The sequence below is a fragment of the Salmonella sp. SAL-020 genome (assembly GCF_017372215.1).
Classification (GTDB): Bacteria; Pseudomonadota; Gammaproteobacteria; order Enterobacterales; family Enterobacteriaceae; genus Salmonella; species Salmonella enterica.
This window is the reverse complement of record NZ_CP071690.1, coordinates 963,470-979,383: the sequence shown is the minus strand read 5'-3', so window position 1 is coordinate 979,383 and position 15,914 is coordinate 963,470. Positions and strand designations below refer to the sequence as shown.

19 protein-coding genes are annotated in these 15,914 nt (G+C 55.8%); 5 read left to right on the top strand and 14 right to left on the bottom strand.

Features of this window, described 5'->3' with window-relative positions; genetic code table 11:
* Positions 1 to 4: 4 nt before the first annotated feature.
* The 6 genes from J1G48_RS04670 to ltnD are packed head-to-tail and all read right to left on the bottom strand — an operon-like array spanning position 5 to position 6,083.
* Positions 5 to 1,501 carry a gluconate:H+ symporter gene (locus tag J1G48_RS04670; protein ID WP_000202725.1) on the bottom strand — a complete coding sequence of 499 codons (1,497 nt, stop codon included), beginning with the start codon at positions 1,499 to 1,501 and terminating at the stop codon, positions 5 to 7.
* Positions 1,498 to 2,448 (bottom strand): D-erythronate dehydrogenase, encoded by a 951-nt coding sequence (denD, locus tag J1G48_RS04665; RefSeq protein WP_001165734.1) that lies wholly within the window; start codon positions 2,446 to 2,448, stop codon positions 1,498 to 1,500. The genes J1G48_RS04670 and denD overlap by 4 nt, the downstream gene beginning before the upstream one ends.
* 39 nt (positions 2,449 to 2,487) lie before the next feature.
* On the bottom strand, positions 2,488 to 3,264 hold the full coding sequence (locus tag J1G48_RS04660; RefSeq protein ID WP_001136902.1) for an HPr family phosphocarrier protein: 777 nt from the start codon (positions 3,262 to 3,264) through the stop codon (positions 2,488 to 2,490).
* 4 nt (positions 3,265 to 3,268) lie between these two features.
* Positions 3,269 to 3,907, bottom strand: coding sequence for an aldolase (locus J1G48_RS04655; RefSeq protein WP_000209069.1), 639 nt, complete (start codon positions 3,905 to 3,907; stop codon positions 3,269 to 3,271).
* Positions 3,904 to 5,166: a 3-oxo-tetronate kinase gene (gene otnK / locus J1G48_RS04650; RefSeq protein ID WP_000912488.1), complete on the bottom strand. Its 1,263-nt coding sequence runs from the start codon at positions 5,164 to 5,166 to the stop codon at positions 3,904 to 3,906. The genes J1G48_RS04655 and otnK overlap by 4 nt, the downstream gene beginning before the upstream one ends.
* Positions 5,160 to 6,083, bottom strand: coding sequence for an L-threonate dehydrogenase (ltnD, locus tag J1G48_RS04645; RefSeq protein WP_000206958.1), 924 nt, complete (start codon positions 6,081 to 6,083; stop codon positions 5,160 to 5,162). The genes otnK and ltnD overlap by 7 nt, the downstream gene beginning before the upstream one ends.
* A gap of 196 nt (positions 6,084 to 6,279) precedes the next feature.
* On the opposite strand from ltnD, the gene ygbI reads away from it, so the two are divergent.
* Complete coding sequence (gene ygbI / locus J1G48_RS04640; protein ID WP_000613179.1) at positions 6,280 to 7,044, top strand: DNA-binding transcriptional repressor YgbI; 765 nt, start codon at positions 6,280 to 6,282, stop codon at positions 7,042 to 7,044.
* Between the two features lie 18 nt (positions 7,045 to 7,062).
* Here ygbI and J1G48_RS04635 read toward each other — a convergent pair whose 3' ends face one another.
* Positions 7,063 to 7,467 carry a MarR family winged helix-turn-helix transcriptional regulator gene (locus tag J1G48_RS04635; RefSeq protein WP_000423338.1) on the bottom strand — a complete coding sequence of 135 codons (405 nt, stop codon included), beginning with the start codon at positions 7,465 to 7,467 and terminating at the stop codon, positions 7,063 to 7,065.
* A 170-nt stretch (positions 7,468 to 7,637) separates the two neighbouring features.
* Here J1G48_RS04635 and J1G48_RS04630 point away from each other — a divergent pair, with 170 nt between their 5' ends.
* Genes J1G48_RS04630 through J1G48_RS04620 form a run of 3 tightly spaced genes read left to right on the top strand, consistent with a single transcriptional unit; the run spans position 7,638 to position 9,905 of the window.
* Positions 7,638 to 8,231, top strand: coding sequence for a non-oxidative hydroxyarylic acid decarboxylases subunit B (locus J1G48_RS04630; protein ID WP_001237181.1), 594 nt, complete (start codon positions 7,638 to 7,640; stop codon positions 8,229 to 8,231).
* A complete protein-coding gene (locus tag J1G48_RS04625) occupies positions 8,231 to 9,658 on the top strand; it encodes a non-oxidative hydroxyarylic acid decarboxylases subunit C (RefSeq protein WP_000863168.1) in 1,428 nt (475 codons plus the stop codon). Before J1G48_RS04630 ends, J1G48_RS04625 begins: the two co-directional genes overlap by 1 nt.
* A gap of 10 nt (positions 9,659 to 9,668) precedes the next feature.
* Positions 9,669 to 9,905, top strand: a complete 237-nt coding sequence (locus J1G48_RS04620; protein WP_000562964.1) for a non-oxidative hydroxyarylic acid decarboxylases subunit D — start codon at positions 9,669 to 9,671, stop codon at positions 9,903 to 9,905.
* 44 nt (positions 9,906 to 9,949) lie between these two features.
* Here J1G48_RS04620 and rpoS read toward each other — a convergent pair whose 3' ends face one another.
* Together rpoS and nlpD are read right to left on the bottom strand one after the other, a co-directional pair.
* On the bottom strand, positions 9,950 to 10,942 hold the full coding sequence (gene rpoS, locus J1G48_RS04615) for an RNA polymerase sigma factor RpoS (RefSeq protein ID WP_000081498.1): 993 nt from the start codon (positions 10,940 to 10,942) through the stop codon (positions 9,950 to 9,952).
* 62 nt (positions 10,943 to 11,004) lie between these two features.
* Positions 11,005 to 12,087: a murein hydrolase activator NlpD gene (gene nlpD / locus J1G48_RS04610; RefSeq protein WP_223149274.1), complete on the bottom strand. Its 1,083-nt coding sequence runs from the start codon at positions 12,085 to 12,087 to the stop codon at positions 11,005 to 11,007.
* Between nlpD and J1G48_RS23205 the strand changes: the two genes are divergently transcribed.
* Entirely contained in the window at positions 12,017 to 12,175 is a 159-nt protein-coding gene (locus J1G48_RS23205) for a peptidase (RefSeq protein ID WP_223151218.1), read from the top strand. The genes nlpD and J1G48_RS23205 overlap by 71 nt on opposite strands.
* 138 nt (positions 12,176 to 12,313) lie before the next feature.
* Here J1G48_RS23205 and J1G48_RS04605 read toward each other — a convergent pair whose 3' ends face one another.
* Genes J1G48_RS04605 through ispD form a run of 5 tightly spaced genes read right to left on the bottom strand, consistent with a single transcriptional unit; the run spans position 12,314 to position 15,911 of the window.
* Positions 12,314 to 12,940, bottom strand: coding sequence for a protein-L-isoaspartate(D-aspartate) O-methyltransferase (locus J1G48_RS04605; protein ID WP_000253545.1), 627 nt, complete (start codon positions 12,938 to 12,940; stop codon positions 12,314 to 12,316).
* Entirely contained in the window at positions 12,934 to 13,695 is a 762-nt protein-coding gene (surE, locus tag J1G48_RS04600; RefSeq protein ID WP_001221538.1) for a 5'/3'-nucleotidase SurE, read from the bottom strand. Before surE ends, J1G48_RS04605 begins: the two co-directional genes overlap by 7 nt.
* Positions 13,676 to 14,725 (bottom strand): tRNA pseudouridine(13) synthase TruD, encoded by a 1,050-nt coding sequence (truD, locus tag J1G48_RS04595; protein WP_000134246.1) that lies wholly within the window; start codon positions 14,723 to 14,725, stop codon positions 13,676 to 13,678. The genes surE and truD overlap by 20 nt, the downstream gene beginning before the upstream one ends.
* Positions 14,722 to 15,201, bottom strand: coding sequence for a 2-C-methyl-D-erythritol 2,4-cyclodiphosphate synthase (gene ispF, locus J1G48_RS04590; protein WP_001219253.1), 480 nt, complete (start codon positions 15,199 to 15,201; stop codon positions 14,722 to 14,724). The genes truD and ispF overlap by 4 nt, the downstream gene beginning before the upstream one ends.
* Complete coding sequence (gene ispD, locus J1G48_RS04585; RefSeq protein ID WP_000741653.1) at positions 15,201 to 15,911, bottom strand: 2-C-methyl-D-erythritol 4-phosphate cytidylyltransferase; 711 nt, start codon at positions 15,909 to 15,911, stop codon at positions 15,201 to 15,203. Before ispD ends, ispF begins: the two co-directional genes overlap by 1 nt.
* Positions 15,912 to 15,914 lie beyond the last annotated feature (3 nt).

Below are 15,914 nucleotides of genomic sequence, written 5' to 3'. Positions count from 1 at the left end.
CGTCTTAATCCTTAACTACCAGCTTGTCTTTGATCCCCTGCGCCTGCCAACGCACCCACAGCATAATTGCCGCCAGAACGACAATCGGCAGTAACGGATCGAGCCAACTGCCGCCGGAACCGAACAGCAGGTTAATCAGCGCCACGCCGGTGCCGCCAATCGCCCAGGCAATAGTCGTCGGTACAGACCAAACCACCATCTGCTGTTTGACATCAGAGACGCCCATCATGCGGTTAACCACCCAGAACAGGCTATCGTTGAAGTAGCCGAAGAACAGCGACCCCATCGTTGCGGCCTGAGCGGCAAGCAACATATTGATGCCGGGGATCTGCGCCAGGATCGGCGCGGAAATCGAGGCGGCAGTGATCATCGCCACCGTCCCCGATCCCTGAATCAGGCGTACCAACGTCGCCACGATAAACGGGATCAGGATCGGCGAGATCGGCAGGTTGGCAACCTGCTCCGCCAGCTGTTGCCCCGCGCCGCTGTCGCGCAGGATCGCGCCCAACGCGCCGCCAGCGCCCGTGACCAGTAAGATAATCCCGGCGCTTTGCAAGCCCTCTTCCAGACGCTCTGCGGTGGTATGTTTATCCATGCGCGGCACCAGCGTATACACCGCCAGCAGAACGCTGATGGCCAACGCGATCACTGGACTTCCCACAAAGTTGATTGCCTGTACCACCGGATGCGTCGCCAGGCCGGACCATCCTTCTACAGTGGCGAGGGTGGAACAGATAGCCTTCAGGAAGATCAGCACGATCGGCACCACAATAGGCAGCAGAGAGAGCGTCAGGCTCGGCAGATCCTTTTGCTCTTTCTCTTTATTGTACTGCTCCAGCGCGGCATTGACTTCATCGGCGTTCAGCGTGCGCGGCACGAAATCAGGGTAGCGTTTATCCAGCCACTGCGCATAGAACACAATGCCGATCACACAGGGCACCGCCAGCGCCATCCCGGTCAATAACATTGCGCCGATGTCGACGTTAAAAATCCCGGCTACCCCCAGCGGACCGGGCGTCGGAGGTACCGTATGGTGAGTGACCACCAGCCCGCCCGCCAGCGCGACGCCCAGCGTCAGTAGCGAACGTTTACCGCTTTTCGCCAGCGCTTTCGCCACCGGATAAAGAATGACAAAAGCGGAATCGACGAAAATGGGGATGCTGACAATATAACCCGTGATCGCCAGCGCCCACTCTTCACGGCGTTTCCCCAGCCATTTGATAAAGCTCCAGGCGATACGCTCCGCCGCGCCGGAAACCTCCAGCAAGCGCCCCATCATTACGCCGAGACCAATCACCAGGCCAATGCTGCCCAGCGTCGTACCGAATCCGCTGGTGATGACAGAGAGCGTTTTATCAATGCCCATTCCCCCCAACAGACCGGCGATGCAGGCCGCCGCCAGCATCGCGATCAGCGCATGAACACGGGTGCGTAACACCAGCCATACCAGCACGAAAACGGCAACGATCAGGCCAATAATTGGGGTCGGTAAACTTGTCATGACCTCCCCTCCATATCATCTTGTCGAAAGCGTTCAATAATGTCATCGAAGCGTTTATCGGCGACAAAACCTAACGCCAGCGCACGCTGGTTATCGATACGTCCCGGCCAGGAGGCGACAATTTTCTCGACGCCTTCATCGCGCTGATGCGTAACCCGATCGCGCGCCGCCTGGCCGCCCGCCTGACGCAACGTTTCCAGCATCTCGCCCACGGTTACGCTGATCCCGGGTAAGTTGATGCTGCTCGCCTCGCCAGGCGCGGGTAACGTTGCGGCCAGCGACAGGTTATGGATCACCGTCGCCGGGCTGGAAATCCACAGCCGCAAACTTTCCGACACCGGGCAGACGGTCGTCTCGCCCTGCAACGGTTCACGAATAATCGCGCTGACAAAAGAAGAAGCGGCGCGGTTTGGTTTACCCGGGCGAACACAGATCGTCGGCAAACGCAGCGCCAGCCCATCCACATAGCCTTTGCGGGTATAATCGTTGACCAACAGTTCACAGGCGGCTTTCTGCGCGCCATAAGACGAGCGCGGCGTGAGCGCGGTGGTATCGGTGACGCATTCCGGCAGCGTACCGCCATAAACGGCAAGCGAGCTGGAGAAGACAAAACGAATTTTCTGCGGTTGTCGACGACACGTCTCAAGTAACTGGCGTGTAAGATCCAGGTTAACTTTCCATCCCAGATCGAAATCGTCTTCCGCATGGCTGCTGACAATCGCAGCGAGATGATAAACAACAGAGGTATTAGCGGTAATCACATTCTCCAGCACGCCCGGCTGGGTTAAGTCAGCTTCCAGGCAGCGTAAACGAGGGGAATCTGATAACCGTGCAGGCATTTTTAAATCAACAAGAAGCAGTTCGTTAAACGCCAGCGATGAGTTTAATAAGGCGCTTGCGAGTTTCTGGCCTAAAAAGCCGCCCCCGCCGGTAATGATAATCTGCATCCGGATGTCCTCTTTATTGTTGTGTAGGGTAGTTCAGGGTTAGCGCCAGGCGTTAAACCAGCCAAGCCCGTCCTGAGTGGTATTCCGTGGTTGGTATTCGCAGCCTATCCAGCCGCGATAACCTACGTCATCGAACAGCCGGAACAGCCACGGGTAGTTGATCTCGCCATCATCCGGTTCATGTCTGTCCGGTAGCGAGGCGATTTGTACATGGGCATAGCGGCCCGCGTACTCGCGAATCAGGTGACTCAAATTGCCATCCACTTTTTGCGCGTGGAAAGTGTCGAGCTGGATGAACACATTCGGGCGGTCAACCTCTTCTGCGATGCCCAGCGCCTGATATTGGCTGGAAAAGAGGTAGCCGGGTTTAACGCCGGGACTCAGCGCTTCGATCAAAATACGTTTATCGTGGGCGGCAAACCGGTCGGCGGCATAACGCAAATTATCGATAAACGTGGCGCGATAACGTGCGCCATCAGCGCCATCCTGCACTACGCCCGCCATGATGTGAACCTGCTCGCATTCCAGCGCCAGAGCGTATTCCAGAGCCAGTTCAATATCGGCGCGCGCGTCGTGTTCGCGCCCCGGTAGCGCGGCACGTCCCCACTCGCCCGCCGCGGTATCGCCCGCCGAAGTATTAAACAGCGCCAGCGTCAGATCATGACGCGATAGCTGGGCTTTAATCTCGCTGGCGGCAAAGCCGTAGGGGAACAGAAACTCAACGGCCTGAAAACCGGCTTCGGCAGCGGCGGCAAAACGCTCGATAAACGGCACTTCGGTAAACATCATCGACAAATTGGCGGCAAAACGCGGCATCGGGTTATCTCCTTAACTGCGTAATTTCTTCGGTGGTTAAATAACGAATCGGGCGTTCGCCAAGGATAAAAATCAGCTTTGCCGTCTCTTCCAGCTCCTCGGTATTATTAGCGGCTTCCTGCAAATTCTCCCCGCACACGACCGGCCCATGATTAGCCAGTAAAAAGGCCTGATGCCGGGCCGCCAGCGCAGCCAAATCGCGGGCAATTCGGTCATCCCCCGGGCGATAGTAGGGAACCAGCGGAATGTCGCCCATCCGCATCACCACATAGGGGGTAAACGGGCGAATCACATTTTGCGGGTCCAGCCCTTCGAGACAGGAAAGCGCCGTTGACCAGGTGCTGTGCAGATGTACCACGGCCTTGCAGCAAGGGTTATTGCGATACAACGCCAGATGAAAACGCACCTCTTTAGACGGTTTATCGCCGCTGAGCCATTCGCCCTGCGGGTCCACTTTGGATAGCCGCTGCGGGTCGAGATTACCCAGACACGAACCGGTGGGCGTCGCCAGAATATTGCCGTCCGGCAGTAACAGCGAGAGGTTGCCTGCCGAGCCGGTGGCATAGCCGCGCTGGAAAAACGAGGCGGCTATCCTGACCATCTCTTCTCGCAAAGCGTGCTCTTCTTTTGCCAGTGTCGTCATACCTGAAACTCCCTTTGAGCGCGGATGAAAAAGGATTCATCGCCAAAATTACCTGACTTTAGCGCCAGCGAGACTGGCGCATGGAGCGCGTTGACCCACGGCACGCCGGGTGAAATGCACGGTCCGATGTGAAAACCGGTAATACCGAGGCTTTGCGTCACCACGCCCGAGGTTTCGCCGCCCGCCACAATAAACCGGGTGATACCGCCTTCCGCTAAGCGAGCAGCCAGCAGGGAAAAGAGCGCCTCTACCGCATGGCTGGCTTCGGTAGCGCCATATTGCTGCTGGATGGCGGCCAGCGCCTGCGTGGAGGCGGTGGCGCTAATCATTGGCGCCAGTTCGCTGTCCTGACTGAGCACCCACTGCGCCAGCGCTTCAGCGTAGGCCTCGCGCGTCTCGGATGACAGGCAGCGCGCCACATCAACGTCGCGTGTGGGAGCATGTTGTCGATAGAAAGCCACCTGCTGATTCGTCATTTGCGAACAGGAACCGGAAAGCACCACCGCGCGGCCGCTCAGCGGATAGCCTGCGGAACGGGCCTGAGAAACGCCGTGCTTCGCCCACTGACGCGCCAGCCCCATTGCCAGCCCAGAACCGCCGGTCACCAGCGGAGCATCACGCAAAACCTCGCCCTGGATTTCCAGGTGCCGCTCATTGAGCGCGTCAAGTACTGCGTAGCGATATCCTTCCTGCTGTAAACGCGACAGCGCCGCACGGGTCGCGGCAACGCCTTCATCAAGCGTCTGAGCCGGAATAACGCCGCAGCGCCCTTGCGCCTGCGCTTCCATCAGACGCGGCAGGTAGCTGTCGGTCATCGGATTGATTGGGTGGTGGCGCATACCGGACTCCGCCAGCAAGTGGTTCATGACAAACAGATAGCCCTGATAAACCGTGCGTCCGTTAACCGGCAGCGCGGGAGAAATCACGGTAAATGAGGTATCCAGCGCCACCATCAGCGCATCGGTGACCGGGCCGATATTGCCTTCGGCGGTACTATCGAAAGTCGAGCAATATTTGAAATAGACTTGCTGGCAGCCCTGTTTTTTCAGCCATACCAGCGCCGCCAGCGATTGTTTTATCGCCTCTTGCGCCGGGCATGAGCGGGTTTTCAGGCTGATAACCACCGCGTCGCACCCTTCCGGTTGCGTCCCGGTTGGGACATCATTGATCTGCACTGTCGGCATCCCGTTTTCGACCAGAAAACTGGCGATGTCAGTCGCGCCGGTAAAATCGTCGGCAATGACGCCAATTTTTAACATGACGGCTCCTCAGGCGTGACGCCAGGCAGAGTAATCCCTGAGAAAATTTTGATCACAGCGCTGTCATCCTCTTTGCCATAACCGGCGTTACTGGCGCTGGTGAACATATTTAACGCCGTAGAGGCCAGCGGTAAGGGGAAGCGCAGCGCTTTCGCCGTGTCGGCAACCAGCCCCAAATCTTTGACAAAAATGTCGACGGCCGAACGCGGGGTATAGTCGCCGTCAACGACATGCTGCATACGGTTTTCGAACATCCAGGAGTTGCCGGCGGCATGGGTCACGACGTCATACATCACGTCCAGAGGAATACCAGCCCGCGCGGCCAGCGCCATCGCTTCGGCCGCCGCCGCAATATGCACGCCAGCCAGCAGCTGATGAATGATTTTGACGGTTGAGCCTGCGCCCGGCGTATCGCTGATGCGATAAACGTTGCTGGCAACGGCGTCCAGCACAGGCTTCAGGCGGGTAAACGCCGCCTCGCTCCCGGAGGCCATCACCGTCATTTCGCCCTGCGCCGCTTTTACCGCGCCGCCGGAAACCGGCGCATCCAGCATGTTAAGATTCAATGCCGTCAACGCCGCGGCGATCTCTTGCGCGTCGGCGCTTGAGATCGTAGACGAAACCATCACCGCGCTTCCGGGTTTCATCAGATGGGCGACGCCATCCTCACCGAATAACACCTGTCTGACCTGGGCGGCATTGACGACCAGAATGACTAACGCATCCACGACGCCGGCGAACTCCCTGGCGCTGGCGGCAGCCCCACAAGCCCCTTCAGCGAGCAGATTCGCGCACGCTTGCGGGTTAAGATCGGCCCCCCATGTGGAAAGCCCGGCGCGCAGGCATGAACGCGCAGCGCCCATTCCCATTGAGCCAAGCCCCACAATGCCGACATGAAAATCAGTTCCTGTTGTCATTATCACTCCATGTTAATTTACGTGATATTATGTTTTGTTATGTGAATATAGGCGTTTTTGTAAACAATTGCGGTGAGTTGTTTCACAAAAAATAACAAAATATGTTATTTTTTGTGAAGGCAATCCTCATAGAACTTCACACGCTGTGACGAGAAATCGCGTAAAATCGCGACAGGACTAAAGAAAGGAGCAGACGTTGATACCTACTGAGCGTCGACAAATCATTCTTGATATGGTGGCGGAGAAAGGAATCGTCAGTATCGCTGAACTGACCGAGCGCATGCATGTATCCCACATGACTATCCGCCGTGATTTACAAAAACTGGAGCAGCAAGGCGCGGTAATCCAGGTCTCTGGCGGCGTGCAATCATCGACTCGCGTGGCGCACGAACCCTCGCATCAGATCAAAACCGAACTGGCGACGCCGCAGAAAGCGGCGATTGGCAAACTGGCCGCCAGCCTGGTACAGCCAGAAAGCTGTATCTACCTTGATGCAGGTACTACCACGCTGGCGATCGCCAGGCAGCTGGTTACGATGAATAAACTTACGGTGGTGACCAATGATTTCGTTATCGCCGATTACCTGATGGACAATAGCGATTGCACAATTATTCACACTGGCGGGGCGGTATGCCGGGAAAACCGGTCGTGCGTCGGTGAAGCCGCGGCGACGCTTTTGCGTGGGTTGATGATTGACCAGGCCTTTATTTCCGCCTCTTCCTGGAGCGTGCGCGGTATTTCAACGCCGGCAGAAGATAAAGTCACGGTGAAACGGGCCGTCGCCAGCGCCAGCCGCCAAAAAATTCTGGTGTGCGACGCGACCAAATACGGCCAGGTCGCTACATGGCTGGCGTTACCGCTGGCGGAATTCAACCAAATCGTCACCGATGACGGCCTGCCGGAAAGCGCAATTCGGGCGCTGGCCAAAGTGGATATCTCACTGCTGATGGCCAAACAATAGCAAAACGGCGCAAGCCGCTTACGTCATCATCTTGCGTACCAGTTGCGTAAACTGTTCGCGTTCTTCAGCGCTCAGTCGCCCCAAAAACTCATCGTCAACGCGATCCCCCAGTGGTATCGCGGCGGCGAGCAACGTTTGGCCCTGAACGGTGAGATAGACAAAACGCCGACGTTTATCCAGCGGATCGTTTTCTCGCTTCACCAGCCCACGATTTTCCATCCGGCTTAACATCTCCGCCAGCGTCGCTTTAGTGCTGACCGCCGCTTCGGTCAGATCGACCTGTTCAATACCCGGATGTTCAGCAATAACGCGCATCACCGCATATTGAGGTTTGGTGAGCTCCGGTAGTTCATGCTGCCAGCGTGCGGTATGTTGCTGAAAAAGTTGGCGTAACAGATGAAACGCGGTGTTTCGTAACTCCATGAGCGCTCCGGATAAATTAACTTTTTCTATCATAACGACTTATGCACGGTTTTTTAATGACGAATGCTTTAGCTAAACGTGCGCAGGCGTCGGGAGCGATCTTGTCGCAAAGGCCGTGTGGGCGTATTTTGATCAAAATGTTCGTATACGAACGATATTTGAGGTAAGAAATGAGATTGATTGTGGGGATGACCGGTGCGACCGGCGCGCCGCTTGGCGTCGAGCTACTCCAGGCATTGCGGGCGATACCTGATGTTGAAACGCATCTGGTAATGTCAAAGTGGGCGAAAACCACTATTGAACTGGAGACGCCCTACACGCCCGCTGAGGTAGCCGCCCTGGCAGATTATTGTCATAGCCCGGCCGATCAGGCGGCGACCATTTCCTCCGGCTCATTTCGTACCGACGGCATGATTATTATCCCCTGCAGTATGAAAACACTGGCGGGGGTTCGCGCCGGCTATGCCGAGGGGCTGGTGGGACGCGCTGCCGATGTCGTGTTGAAAGAGGGTCGCAAGCTGGTGCTTGTGCCGCGGGAAATGCCGCTCAGCACGATTCATCTGGAAAACATGCTAGCGCTTTCTCGTATGGGGGTGGCGATAGTGCCGCCCATGCCCGCCTTCTACAACCTGCCGCAAACCGTTGACGATATTATCCAGCACATCGTAGCGCGCGTTCTCGACCAGTTTGGTCTGGAGCATACGCGCACGCGCCGCTGGCAAGGACTGCGACAGGCAGCAAATTTTTCACAGGAGAATGGATAATGGCATTTGATGATTTGCGCAGTTTTTTACATGCGCTGGATCAGCAGGGACAACTGCTGAAAATCAGCGAGGAAGTGAATGCGGAGCCGGATCTCGCCGCCGCTGCCAACGCAACGGGACGCATCGGCGATGGCGCGCCCGCGCTGTGGTTTGACAATATTCGTGGTTTTACCGACGCCCGCGTGGCGATGAATACCATCGGTTCCTGGCAGAACCATGCCATCTCACTGGGTTTGCCGCCTAACACGCCGGTTAAAAAACAGATCGATGAATTTATTCGCCGCTGGGACAATTTTCCGGTAGCGCCGGAACGACGGGCGAATCCGGGCTGGGCGGAAAATACCGTCGACGGCGACGCAATCAACCTGTTTGATATCCTGCCGCTGTTTCGTCTGAACGACGGCGACGGCGGATTCTATCTGGATAAAGCCTGTGTGGTATCACGCGATCCGCTCGATCCCGATAACTTCGGCAAGCAGAATGTCGGCATCTACCGCATGGAAGTTAAAGGCAAGCGTAAGCTGGGTCTGCAACCAGTGCCGATGCATGATATCGCATTGCACCTGCACAAAGCTGAAGAGCGCGGGGAAGATCTGCCGATTGCGATCACGTTGGGTAACGATCCGATCATTACCCTGATGGGCGCAACGCCGCTGAAATACGATCAGTCAGAGTATGAAATGGCAGGCGCGCTGCGTGAAAGCCCCTATCCTATCGCCACCGCGCCGCTGACCGGTTTTGATGTGCCGTGGGGATCTGAAGTCATTCTTGAAGGGGTCATCGAAAGCCGTAAACGTGAAATTGAAGGACCGTTCGGCGAATTTACCGGCCACTATTCCGGCGGTCGCAACATGACCGTGGTGCGTATCGATAAGGTCTCTTACCGCAGCAAACCCATTTTTGAATCGCTCTATTTGGGGATGCCGTGGACGGAAATCGACTACCTGATGGGGCCGGCGACCTGCGTGCCACTGTATCAACAGCTGAAAGCCGAATTTCCGGAAGTGCAGGCGGTAAACGCCATGTACACCCACGGCTTGCTGGCCATCATCTCGACCAAAAAACGCTACGGCGGCTTTGCCCGTGCGGTGGGCCTGCGAGCGATGACGACGCCGCACGGTCTGGGATATGTGAAGATGGTGATCATGGTCGATGAAGATGTCGATCCATTCAATCTGCCACAGGTGATGTGGGCGTTGTCGTCGAAAGTGAATCCGGCAGGCGATCTGGTACAGCTACCGAATATGTCCGTCCTGGAACTGGACCCGGGCTCAAGCCCGGCGGGGATTACCGACAAGCTGATCATTGACGCCACCACGCCGGTTGCGCCAGATAACCGTGGTCACTATAGCCAGCCGGTTGTTGATTTACCGGAAACTAAAGCCTGGGCTGAAAAGCTGACCGCCATGCTGGCCAACCGTAAATAAGGAGTAACCGATGATTTGTCCACGCTGTGCCGATGCACATATTGAACTCATGGCGACTTCTCCGGTAAAAGGAGTCTGGACGGTATATCAGTGTCAGCATTGTCTGTATACCTGGCGCGATACCGAACCGTTACGCCGTACCAGCCGCGAACACTATCCACAAGCGTTTCGCATGACGCAAAAAGATATTGATGACGCGCCAATGGTGCCGAGTATCCCGCCGCTGCTGGCAGAAGACAAACGGTAAAAAAAAGGCCAGTCTGTCGACTGGCCTTTTTTTGACAAGGGTACTTACTCGCGGAACAGCGCTTCGATATTCAGCCCCTGCGTCTGCAGAATTTCGCGCAGACGGCGCAGGCCTTCAACCTGAATCTGACGAACACGCTCACGCGTAAGACCGATTTCACGGCCTACATCTTCCAGTGTCGCAGCTTCATATCCCAGCAGACCGAAACGGCGCGCCAGCACTTCACGCTGTTTGGCGTTCAGTTCGAACAACCATTTGACGATGCTCTGTTTCATATCGTCATCTTGCGTGGTGTCTTCCGGACCGTTCTCTTTTTCATCGGCCAGGATGTCCAGCAACGCTTTTTCGGAATCACCGCCCAGCGGGGTGTCTACCGAGGTAATGCGCTCGTTGAGACGAAGCATACGGCTGACGTCATCAACCGGTTTATCCAGTTGCTCTGCAATTTCTTCCGCACTCGGTTCGTGGTCCAGTTTATGCGACAACTCACGTGCGGTGCGCAGGTATACGTTCAGCTCTTTAACAATGTGAATCGGCAAGCGAATCGTACGGGTTTGGTTCATAATCGCCCGTTCGATTGTCTGGCGAATCCACCAGGTTGCGTATGTTGAGAAGCGGAACCCGCGTTCCGGGTCAAACTTCTCGACTGCACGGATAAGCCCCAGATTGCCCTCTTCAATCAGGTCCAGCAACGCCAGTCCACGATTGCCATAACGGCGGGCAATTTTTACCACCAGACGCAGGTTACTCTCAATCATGCGACGGCGAGAAGCGACATCTCCACGCAGTGCGCGACGCGCAAAATAGACTTCTTCTTCGGCTGTTAACAGTGGTGAATACCCAATCTCACCAAGGTAAAGCTGAGTCGCGTCCAACACACGCTGTGTGGCCCCTTGCGATAACAGCTCTTCTTCAGCCAGGTCGTTATCACTGGGTTCCTCTTCACTCAAGGCTTTTTCGTCAAAAGCCTCTACTCCGTTCTCATCAAATTCCGCGTCTTCATTTAAATCATGAACTTTCAGCGTATTCTGACTCATAAGGTGGCTCCTACCCGTGATCCCTTGACGGAACTAGCAAGTCAAAGCCTGGTTCCGCCGCTTTATCGCTGCGGTAAATAACGCAGCGGGTTTACGGATTTCCCCTTGTAACGAATTTCAAAATGCAAGCGTGTAGAGCTGGTGCCGGTGCTACCCATAGTAGCGATTTTTTGCCCCGCCTTAACTTCCTGTTGTTCCCGGACCAGCATCGTATCATTATGGGCGTAGGCACTCAGGTAATCATCGTTATGTTTGATGATAATAAGATTACCGTAACCACGCAGTGCGTTACCGGCATATACGACGCGCCCATCAGCGGTTGCGACGATAGCCTGTCCCTTACTGCCTGCAATGTCGATCCCTTTATTGCCCCCTTCGGAAGCGCCAAAGTTTTCGATCACTTTGCCATCCGTCGGCCAGCGCCATGCGGAAATCGGCGCGCTGGTTGACGTACTGCTTGCATTTGGTTCGGTCGTGCTTACCGTTGGTGCCGTTACAGGCGCTGTGACAACCGTCCCAGCAGGCTTGTTGTTTGGCAACATTTTGTTAGCACTTTGTTCACCTGAGCCCTCAGAATACGTAATTGTTGGTTGAGACGCAACTGCAACGGTGGAATTTTGTGCAGACCTGGTCACAACTCCTTGCTGTGCTGCATCCGCCTGGGTGATCGCATTTCCGCCAGTAATTGGCGTACCGGATGCGTTACCAACTTGCAAAGTTTGCCCTACATTCAGGCTATACGGGGCAGAAATACTGTTTCTCTGGGCCAGATCGCGGAAATCGTTCCCGGTAATCCAGGCGATGTAAAAAAGCGTATCACCCTTTTTCACGGTGTAAGTACTGCCACCCGTATAGCTACCTTTCGGAATATTCCCATACTGGCGATTGTATACAATTCGCCCATTTTCCATCTGCACGGGTTGTTCCGTGACCGGTTGAGTTTGCATGGGCTGCGTTACAGGACGCTGAACGGGTTGAATTTGCGGCGCTTGTTGCGGCGTTTGTTGCGTCGTCGCGCCCATTTTTGGCGGCGGTGTGATCAACATCCCGGAATTGGTATTTGATGACGACCCACTGTCCACAGACGTGACCGGCGCCGGAGGGTTTGACGAACTGGTACAACCTGCCAGCCATAGTGAAACCAGTGATAGTGCCGCAATGCGACTAACGGTGAATTTTGGGCTTCCCGCGCTCATTTATCCCCCAGTAAAAAATTTGGTTAACAACCAGTGACGTAAGAACCGTGCAACGCATTAAGTGAACACGGGAAAATGTGTTCACGATACGCTTAACCCACCGGGAATAACCAGGAAAACTCCAGGTATTCGTTTCGGCTTCATCAGGCGTAAGAGTGGGTGTTTGCAGGGCAAACTAGGCCAGCTCTCCCTTGACTAACGGGACGAAGCGAACGGCCTCCACGGTATCGATAATAAATTCGCCGCCCCGGCGACGCACGCGTTTCAAAAACTGCTGCTCATCGCCCACGGGCAGAACAAGAATGCCGCCTTCATCCAACTGTGCCATGAGCGCGGTAGGAATTTCCGGTGGCGCGGCCGTCACAATGATAGCGTCAAACGGCGCACGCGCCTGCCAGCCTTGCCAGCCATCGCCATGACGGGTAGAAACATTATGTAAATCGAGCTGCTTCAGGCGGCGGCGCGCCTGCCATTGCAGCCCCTTAATCCGCTCAACGGAGCAAACGTGATGTACCAGATGCGCCAGAATCGCCGTCTGATAGCCGGAACCGGTGCCAATTTCCAACACCCTGGATTGCGGCGTCAGTTCGAGCAGTTCCGTCATTCGCGCCACCATGTAGGGCTGCGAAATCGTCTGACCCTGGCCTATCGGCAAAGCGATATTTTCCCAGGCCTTATGTTCAAACGCTTCATCAATAAATTTCTCGCGCGGCACTGCGGCAAGCGCATTAAGCACCTGCTCATCTCTGATGCCCTGCGCGCGCAATTGTTCAAGAAGAGCCTGTACACGTCCACTTACCATTGCGTGCCAACTCCCACGCTGTCTAACCAGTCTGAAACCACATCATGCGCGCTGTGCGCGGTTAAATCCACATGCAACGGCGTGACGGAGACGTAGCCTTCATCCACCGCCGCGAAATCGGTATCCGGCCCGGCATCGTATTTATCGCCCGGCGGGCCAATCCAGTACAATGTATTACCGCGCGGATCTTCCTGCGGGATTACTTTATCCGCTGGATGGCGGCTACCACAGCGAGTCACGCGGATGCCTTTAACCTGCGCTAACGGTAGATCCGGGACATTCACGTTGAGAATACGCCCGGTACGCAACGGCTCCCGGCTTAACCCTCGCAAAAGCGCGCAAGTCACGGCCGCAGCCGTATCATAATGTTGATAGCCGTTAAGGGAGACCGCTAATGCCGGAAAGCCGAGATGACGACCTTCCATCGCCGCGGCGACAGTACCGGAATAGATCACATCATCGCCCAGATTCGGACCCGCGTTAATACCGGAAACGACAATATCCGGACGCGGACGCATTAAGGCATTAACGCCCAGATAGACGCAATCGGTCGGCGTCCCCATCTGTACGGCGATATCGCCATTATCAAAGGTAAAAGTACGAAGCGAAGATTCCAGCGTGAGGGAATTAGACGCGCCGCTGCGGTTACGATCCGGGGCTACGACCTGTACATCAGCAAACTCACGCAGCGCTTTCGCCAGCGTTTGTATACCGGGCGCGTGAACCCCGTCATCGTTACTCAGCAATATGCGCATAATCACCCATTGTGTTGATCAGTTCCCTTACTACGCTGGTGGCAAAACTGCCTGCGGGCAGCCAGAAACGTAACTCGACGGTAACGTCATCCCACCAGTTCCAGCTTAATTGTTGCGGATAAAGCAGCATCGCTCTGCGCGACGCCTCTACTTTTTCGCGCAGCAACAGCGATTGCAACACCGTTTCCTGGGCAATGGCATCTTGCTCAAACGCCAGCGCCGCACGCTGTGTTCCCCACTCTCCGCTGCCCGGCAACGACGCTGTAATCATCAGCTCTTTTTCGTCTACCCGGCGCTGCAATTCAGGCAGTTCTTCAGATGTCGCGACGAACCAGCTTCCACGCCCCGCTAATTGTAGCGCATCGCCGTCAACAACTTGATTAAAGTCTGGTTTCTTCAGCCGCTGGTGAACAATTTGATTAAACAACGCGCTACGCGCCGCCGACAACCAAAAACTGCGTTTATTGCGATCGCGCACCGGCGCGTTACTTTGCGCCCAGCGCAGCGCGCCCTGCAAGTTGCTGCCGCCAATGCCGAATCGCTGTGCGCCGAAATAGTTCGGCACGCCGCCATCGCGAATCGCCTGCAATCGTGTTTCGACATCGCGGCGATCGCTTATTTCACGCAACACCAGCGTAAAGGCATTGCCTTTCAGCGCGCCTAAACGCAGCTTACGCTTGTGACGCGCGTATTCCAGCACTTTACAACCTTCCAGCTGAAAGGCGCTGAAATCGGGCATCTCTTTCCCCGGCACGCGCGCGCACAGCCACTGCTCGGTAACGGCGTGTTTATCTTTTTGCCCGGCAAAGCTCACTTCGCGAGCGTGAATTTTCAGGAATTTCGCCAGCGCGTCAGCGACAAAACGGGTATTGCAACCGTTTTTCAAAATACGCAGCAGAATGTGCTCGCCTTCACCATCTGGCGTAAAGCCTAAATCTTCAACCACCACAAAATCTTCCGGATTCGCTTTCAGCAATCCGCTACCTTGTGGTTTTCCGTGCAGCCAGGTGAGATTGTCAAACTCTGTCATTTCGCCGCCTTCATCAGCAACGCGACCGCTTCGCAGGCAATGCCTTCTCCGCGTCCGGTAAATCCGAGCTTTTCCGTCGTCGTCGCCTTCACGTTAACATCATCCATATGGCAGCCGAGATCTTCGGCGATAAAGACGCGCATTTGCGGAATATGCGGCAGCATTTTCGGCGCCTGCGCAATAATGGTGACATCTACGTTGCCGAGGGTGTACCCCTTCGCCTGAATACGACGCCAGGCTTCACGCAGTAGTTCGCGGCTATCCGCTCCCTTAAATGCCGGATCGGTATCCGGGAAGAGCTTGCCGATATCGCCAAGCGCCGCCGCACCCAGCAGCGCATCGGTCAGCGCATGTAACGCCACATCGCCATCGGAATGCGCCAATAGCCCTTTTTCATAAGAGATACGCACGCCGCCAATAATAATCGGCCCTTCTCCGCCAAACGCGTGTACGTCAAAACCGTGTCCAATTCGCATTATGCTTTCTCCTGGTGGATGGTTCGGGTCAGATAAAATTCCGCCAGCGCCAGATCTTCCGGACGGGTGACCTTGATGTTATCCGCGCGACCTTCTACCAGCGCCGGATGAAAACCACAATATTCCAGCGCTGACGCTTCGTCGGTGATGGTCGCGCCTTCATTCAGCGCACGCGTCAGACAATCGTGCAAGAGTTCGCGGGGGAAAAACTGCGGGGTGAGCGCGTGCCATAAATCGGCGCGCTCTACGGTATGGGCAATAGCGTTCTTCCCCGGTTCGCCGCGTTTCATGGTGTCGCGCACCGGACTGGCGAGGATACCGCCGACCCGGCTGTTTTCGCTGATGGTCAGCAACCGCGCAAGGTCATCCTGATGCAAACAGGGTCTTGCCGCGTCGTGCACCAGCACCCACTGCGCCTTTGCAACGGCCTGCAACCCGGCCAAAACAGAATCAGCGCGTTCGTTGCCGCCATCCACAACGGTGATTTGCGGATGATTCGCCAGCGGAAGTTGGGCAAAGCGATGATCGCCAGGGCTGATAGCAATAACAACGCGTGTCACCCGAGGATGCGCCAGCAGCGCATGAACTGAGTGCTCCAGAATGGTTTTATTACCGATTGAGAGATACTGCTTAGGACATTCTGTTTGCATTCGGCGGCCAAATCCGGCCGCCGGCACCACGGCGCAAACGTCCAATAAAGTGGCTGCCATGTT

What these genes read in the sequence shown, in the direction of transcription:
- J1G48_RS04660 (WP_001136902.1), bottom strand. Translation starts at nt 3,264, where the DNA reads ATGCCGCGTTTTGCCGCCAATTTGTCGATGATGTTTACCGAAGTGCCG.
- truD (WP_000134246.1), bottom strand. Translation starts at nt 14,725, where the DNA reads ATGACAGAGTTTGACAATCTCACCTGGCTGCACGGAAAACCACAAGGT.
- J1G48_RS04625 (WP_000863168.1), top strand. Translation starts at nt 8,231, where the DNA reads ATGGCATTTGATGATTTGCGCAGTTTTTTACATGCGCTGGATCAGCAG.
- otnK (WP_000912488.1), bottom strand. Translation starts at nt 5,166, where the DNA reads ATGTTAAAAATTGGCGTCATTGCCGACGATTTTACCGGCGCGACTGAC.
- surE (WP_001221538.1), bottom strand. Translation starts at nt 13,695, where the DNA reads ATGCGCATATTGCTGAGTAACGATGACGGGGTTCACGCGCCCGGTATA.
- J1G48_RS04630 (WP_001237181.1), top strand. Translation starts at nt 7,638, where the DNA reads ATGAGATTGATTGTGGGGATGACCGGTGCGACCGGCGCGCCGCTTGGC.
- J1G48_RS04655 (WP_000209069.1), bottom strand. Translation starts at nt 3,907, where the DNA reads ATGACGACACTGGCAAAAGAAGAGCACGCTTTGCGAGAAGAGATGGTC.
- rpoS (WP_000081498.1), bottom strand. Translation starts at nt 10,942, where the DNA reads ATGAGTCAGAATACGCTGAAAGTTCATGATTTAAATGAAGACGCGGAA.
- ispD (WP_000741653.1), bottom strand. Translation starts at nt 15,911, where the DNA reads ATGGCAGCCACTTTATTGGACGTTTGCGCCGTGGTGCCGGCGGCCGGA.
- denD (WP_001165734.1), bottom strand. Translation starts at nt 2,448, where the DNA reads ATGCAGATTATCATTACCGGCGGGGGCGGCTTTTTAGGCCAGAAACTC.
- J1G48_RS04670 (WP_000202725.1), bottom strand. Translation starts at nt 1,501, where the DNA reads ATGACAAGTTTACCGACCCCAATTATTGGCCTGATCGTTGCCGTTTTC.
- J1G48_RS04605 (WP_000253545.1), bottom strand. Translation starts at nt 12,940, where the DNA reads ATGGTAAGTGGACGTGTACAGGCTCTTCTTGAACAATTGCGCGCGCAG.
- J1G48_RS04635 (WP_000423338.1), bottom strand. Translation starts at nt 7,467, where the DNA reads ATGGAGTTACGAAACACCGCGTTTCATCTGTTACGCCAACTTTTTCAG.
- J1G48_RS04620 (WP_000562964.1), top strand. Translation starts at nt 9,669, where the DNA reads ATGATTTGTCCACGCTGTGCCGATGCACATATTGAACTCATGGCGACT.
- ispF (WP_001219253.1), bottom strand. Translation starts at nt 15,201, where the DNA reads ATGCGAATTGGACACGGTTTTGACGTACACGCGTTTGGCGGAGAAGGG.
- ltnD (WP_000206958.1), bottom strand. Translation starts at nt 6,083, where the DNA reads ATGACAACAGGAACTGATTTTCATGTCGGCATTGTGGGGCTTGGCTCA.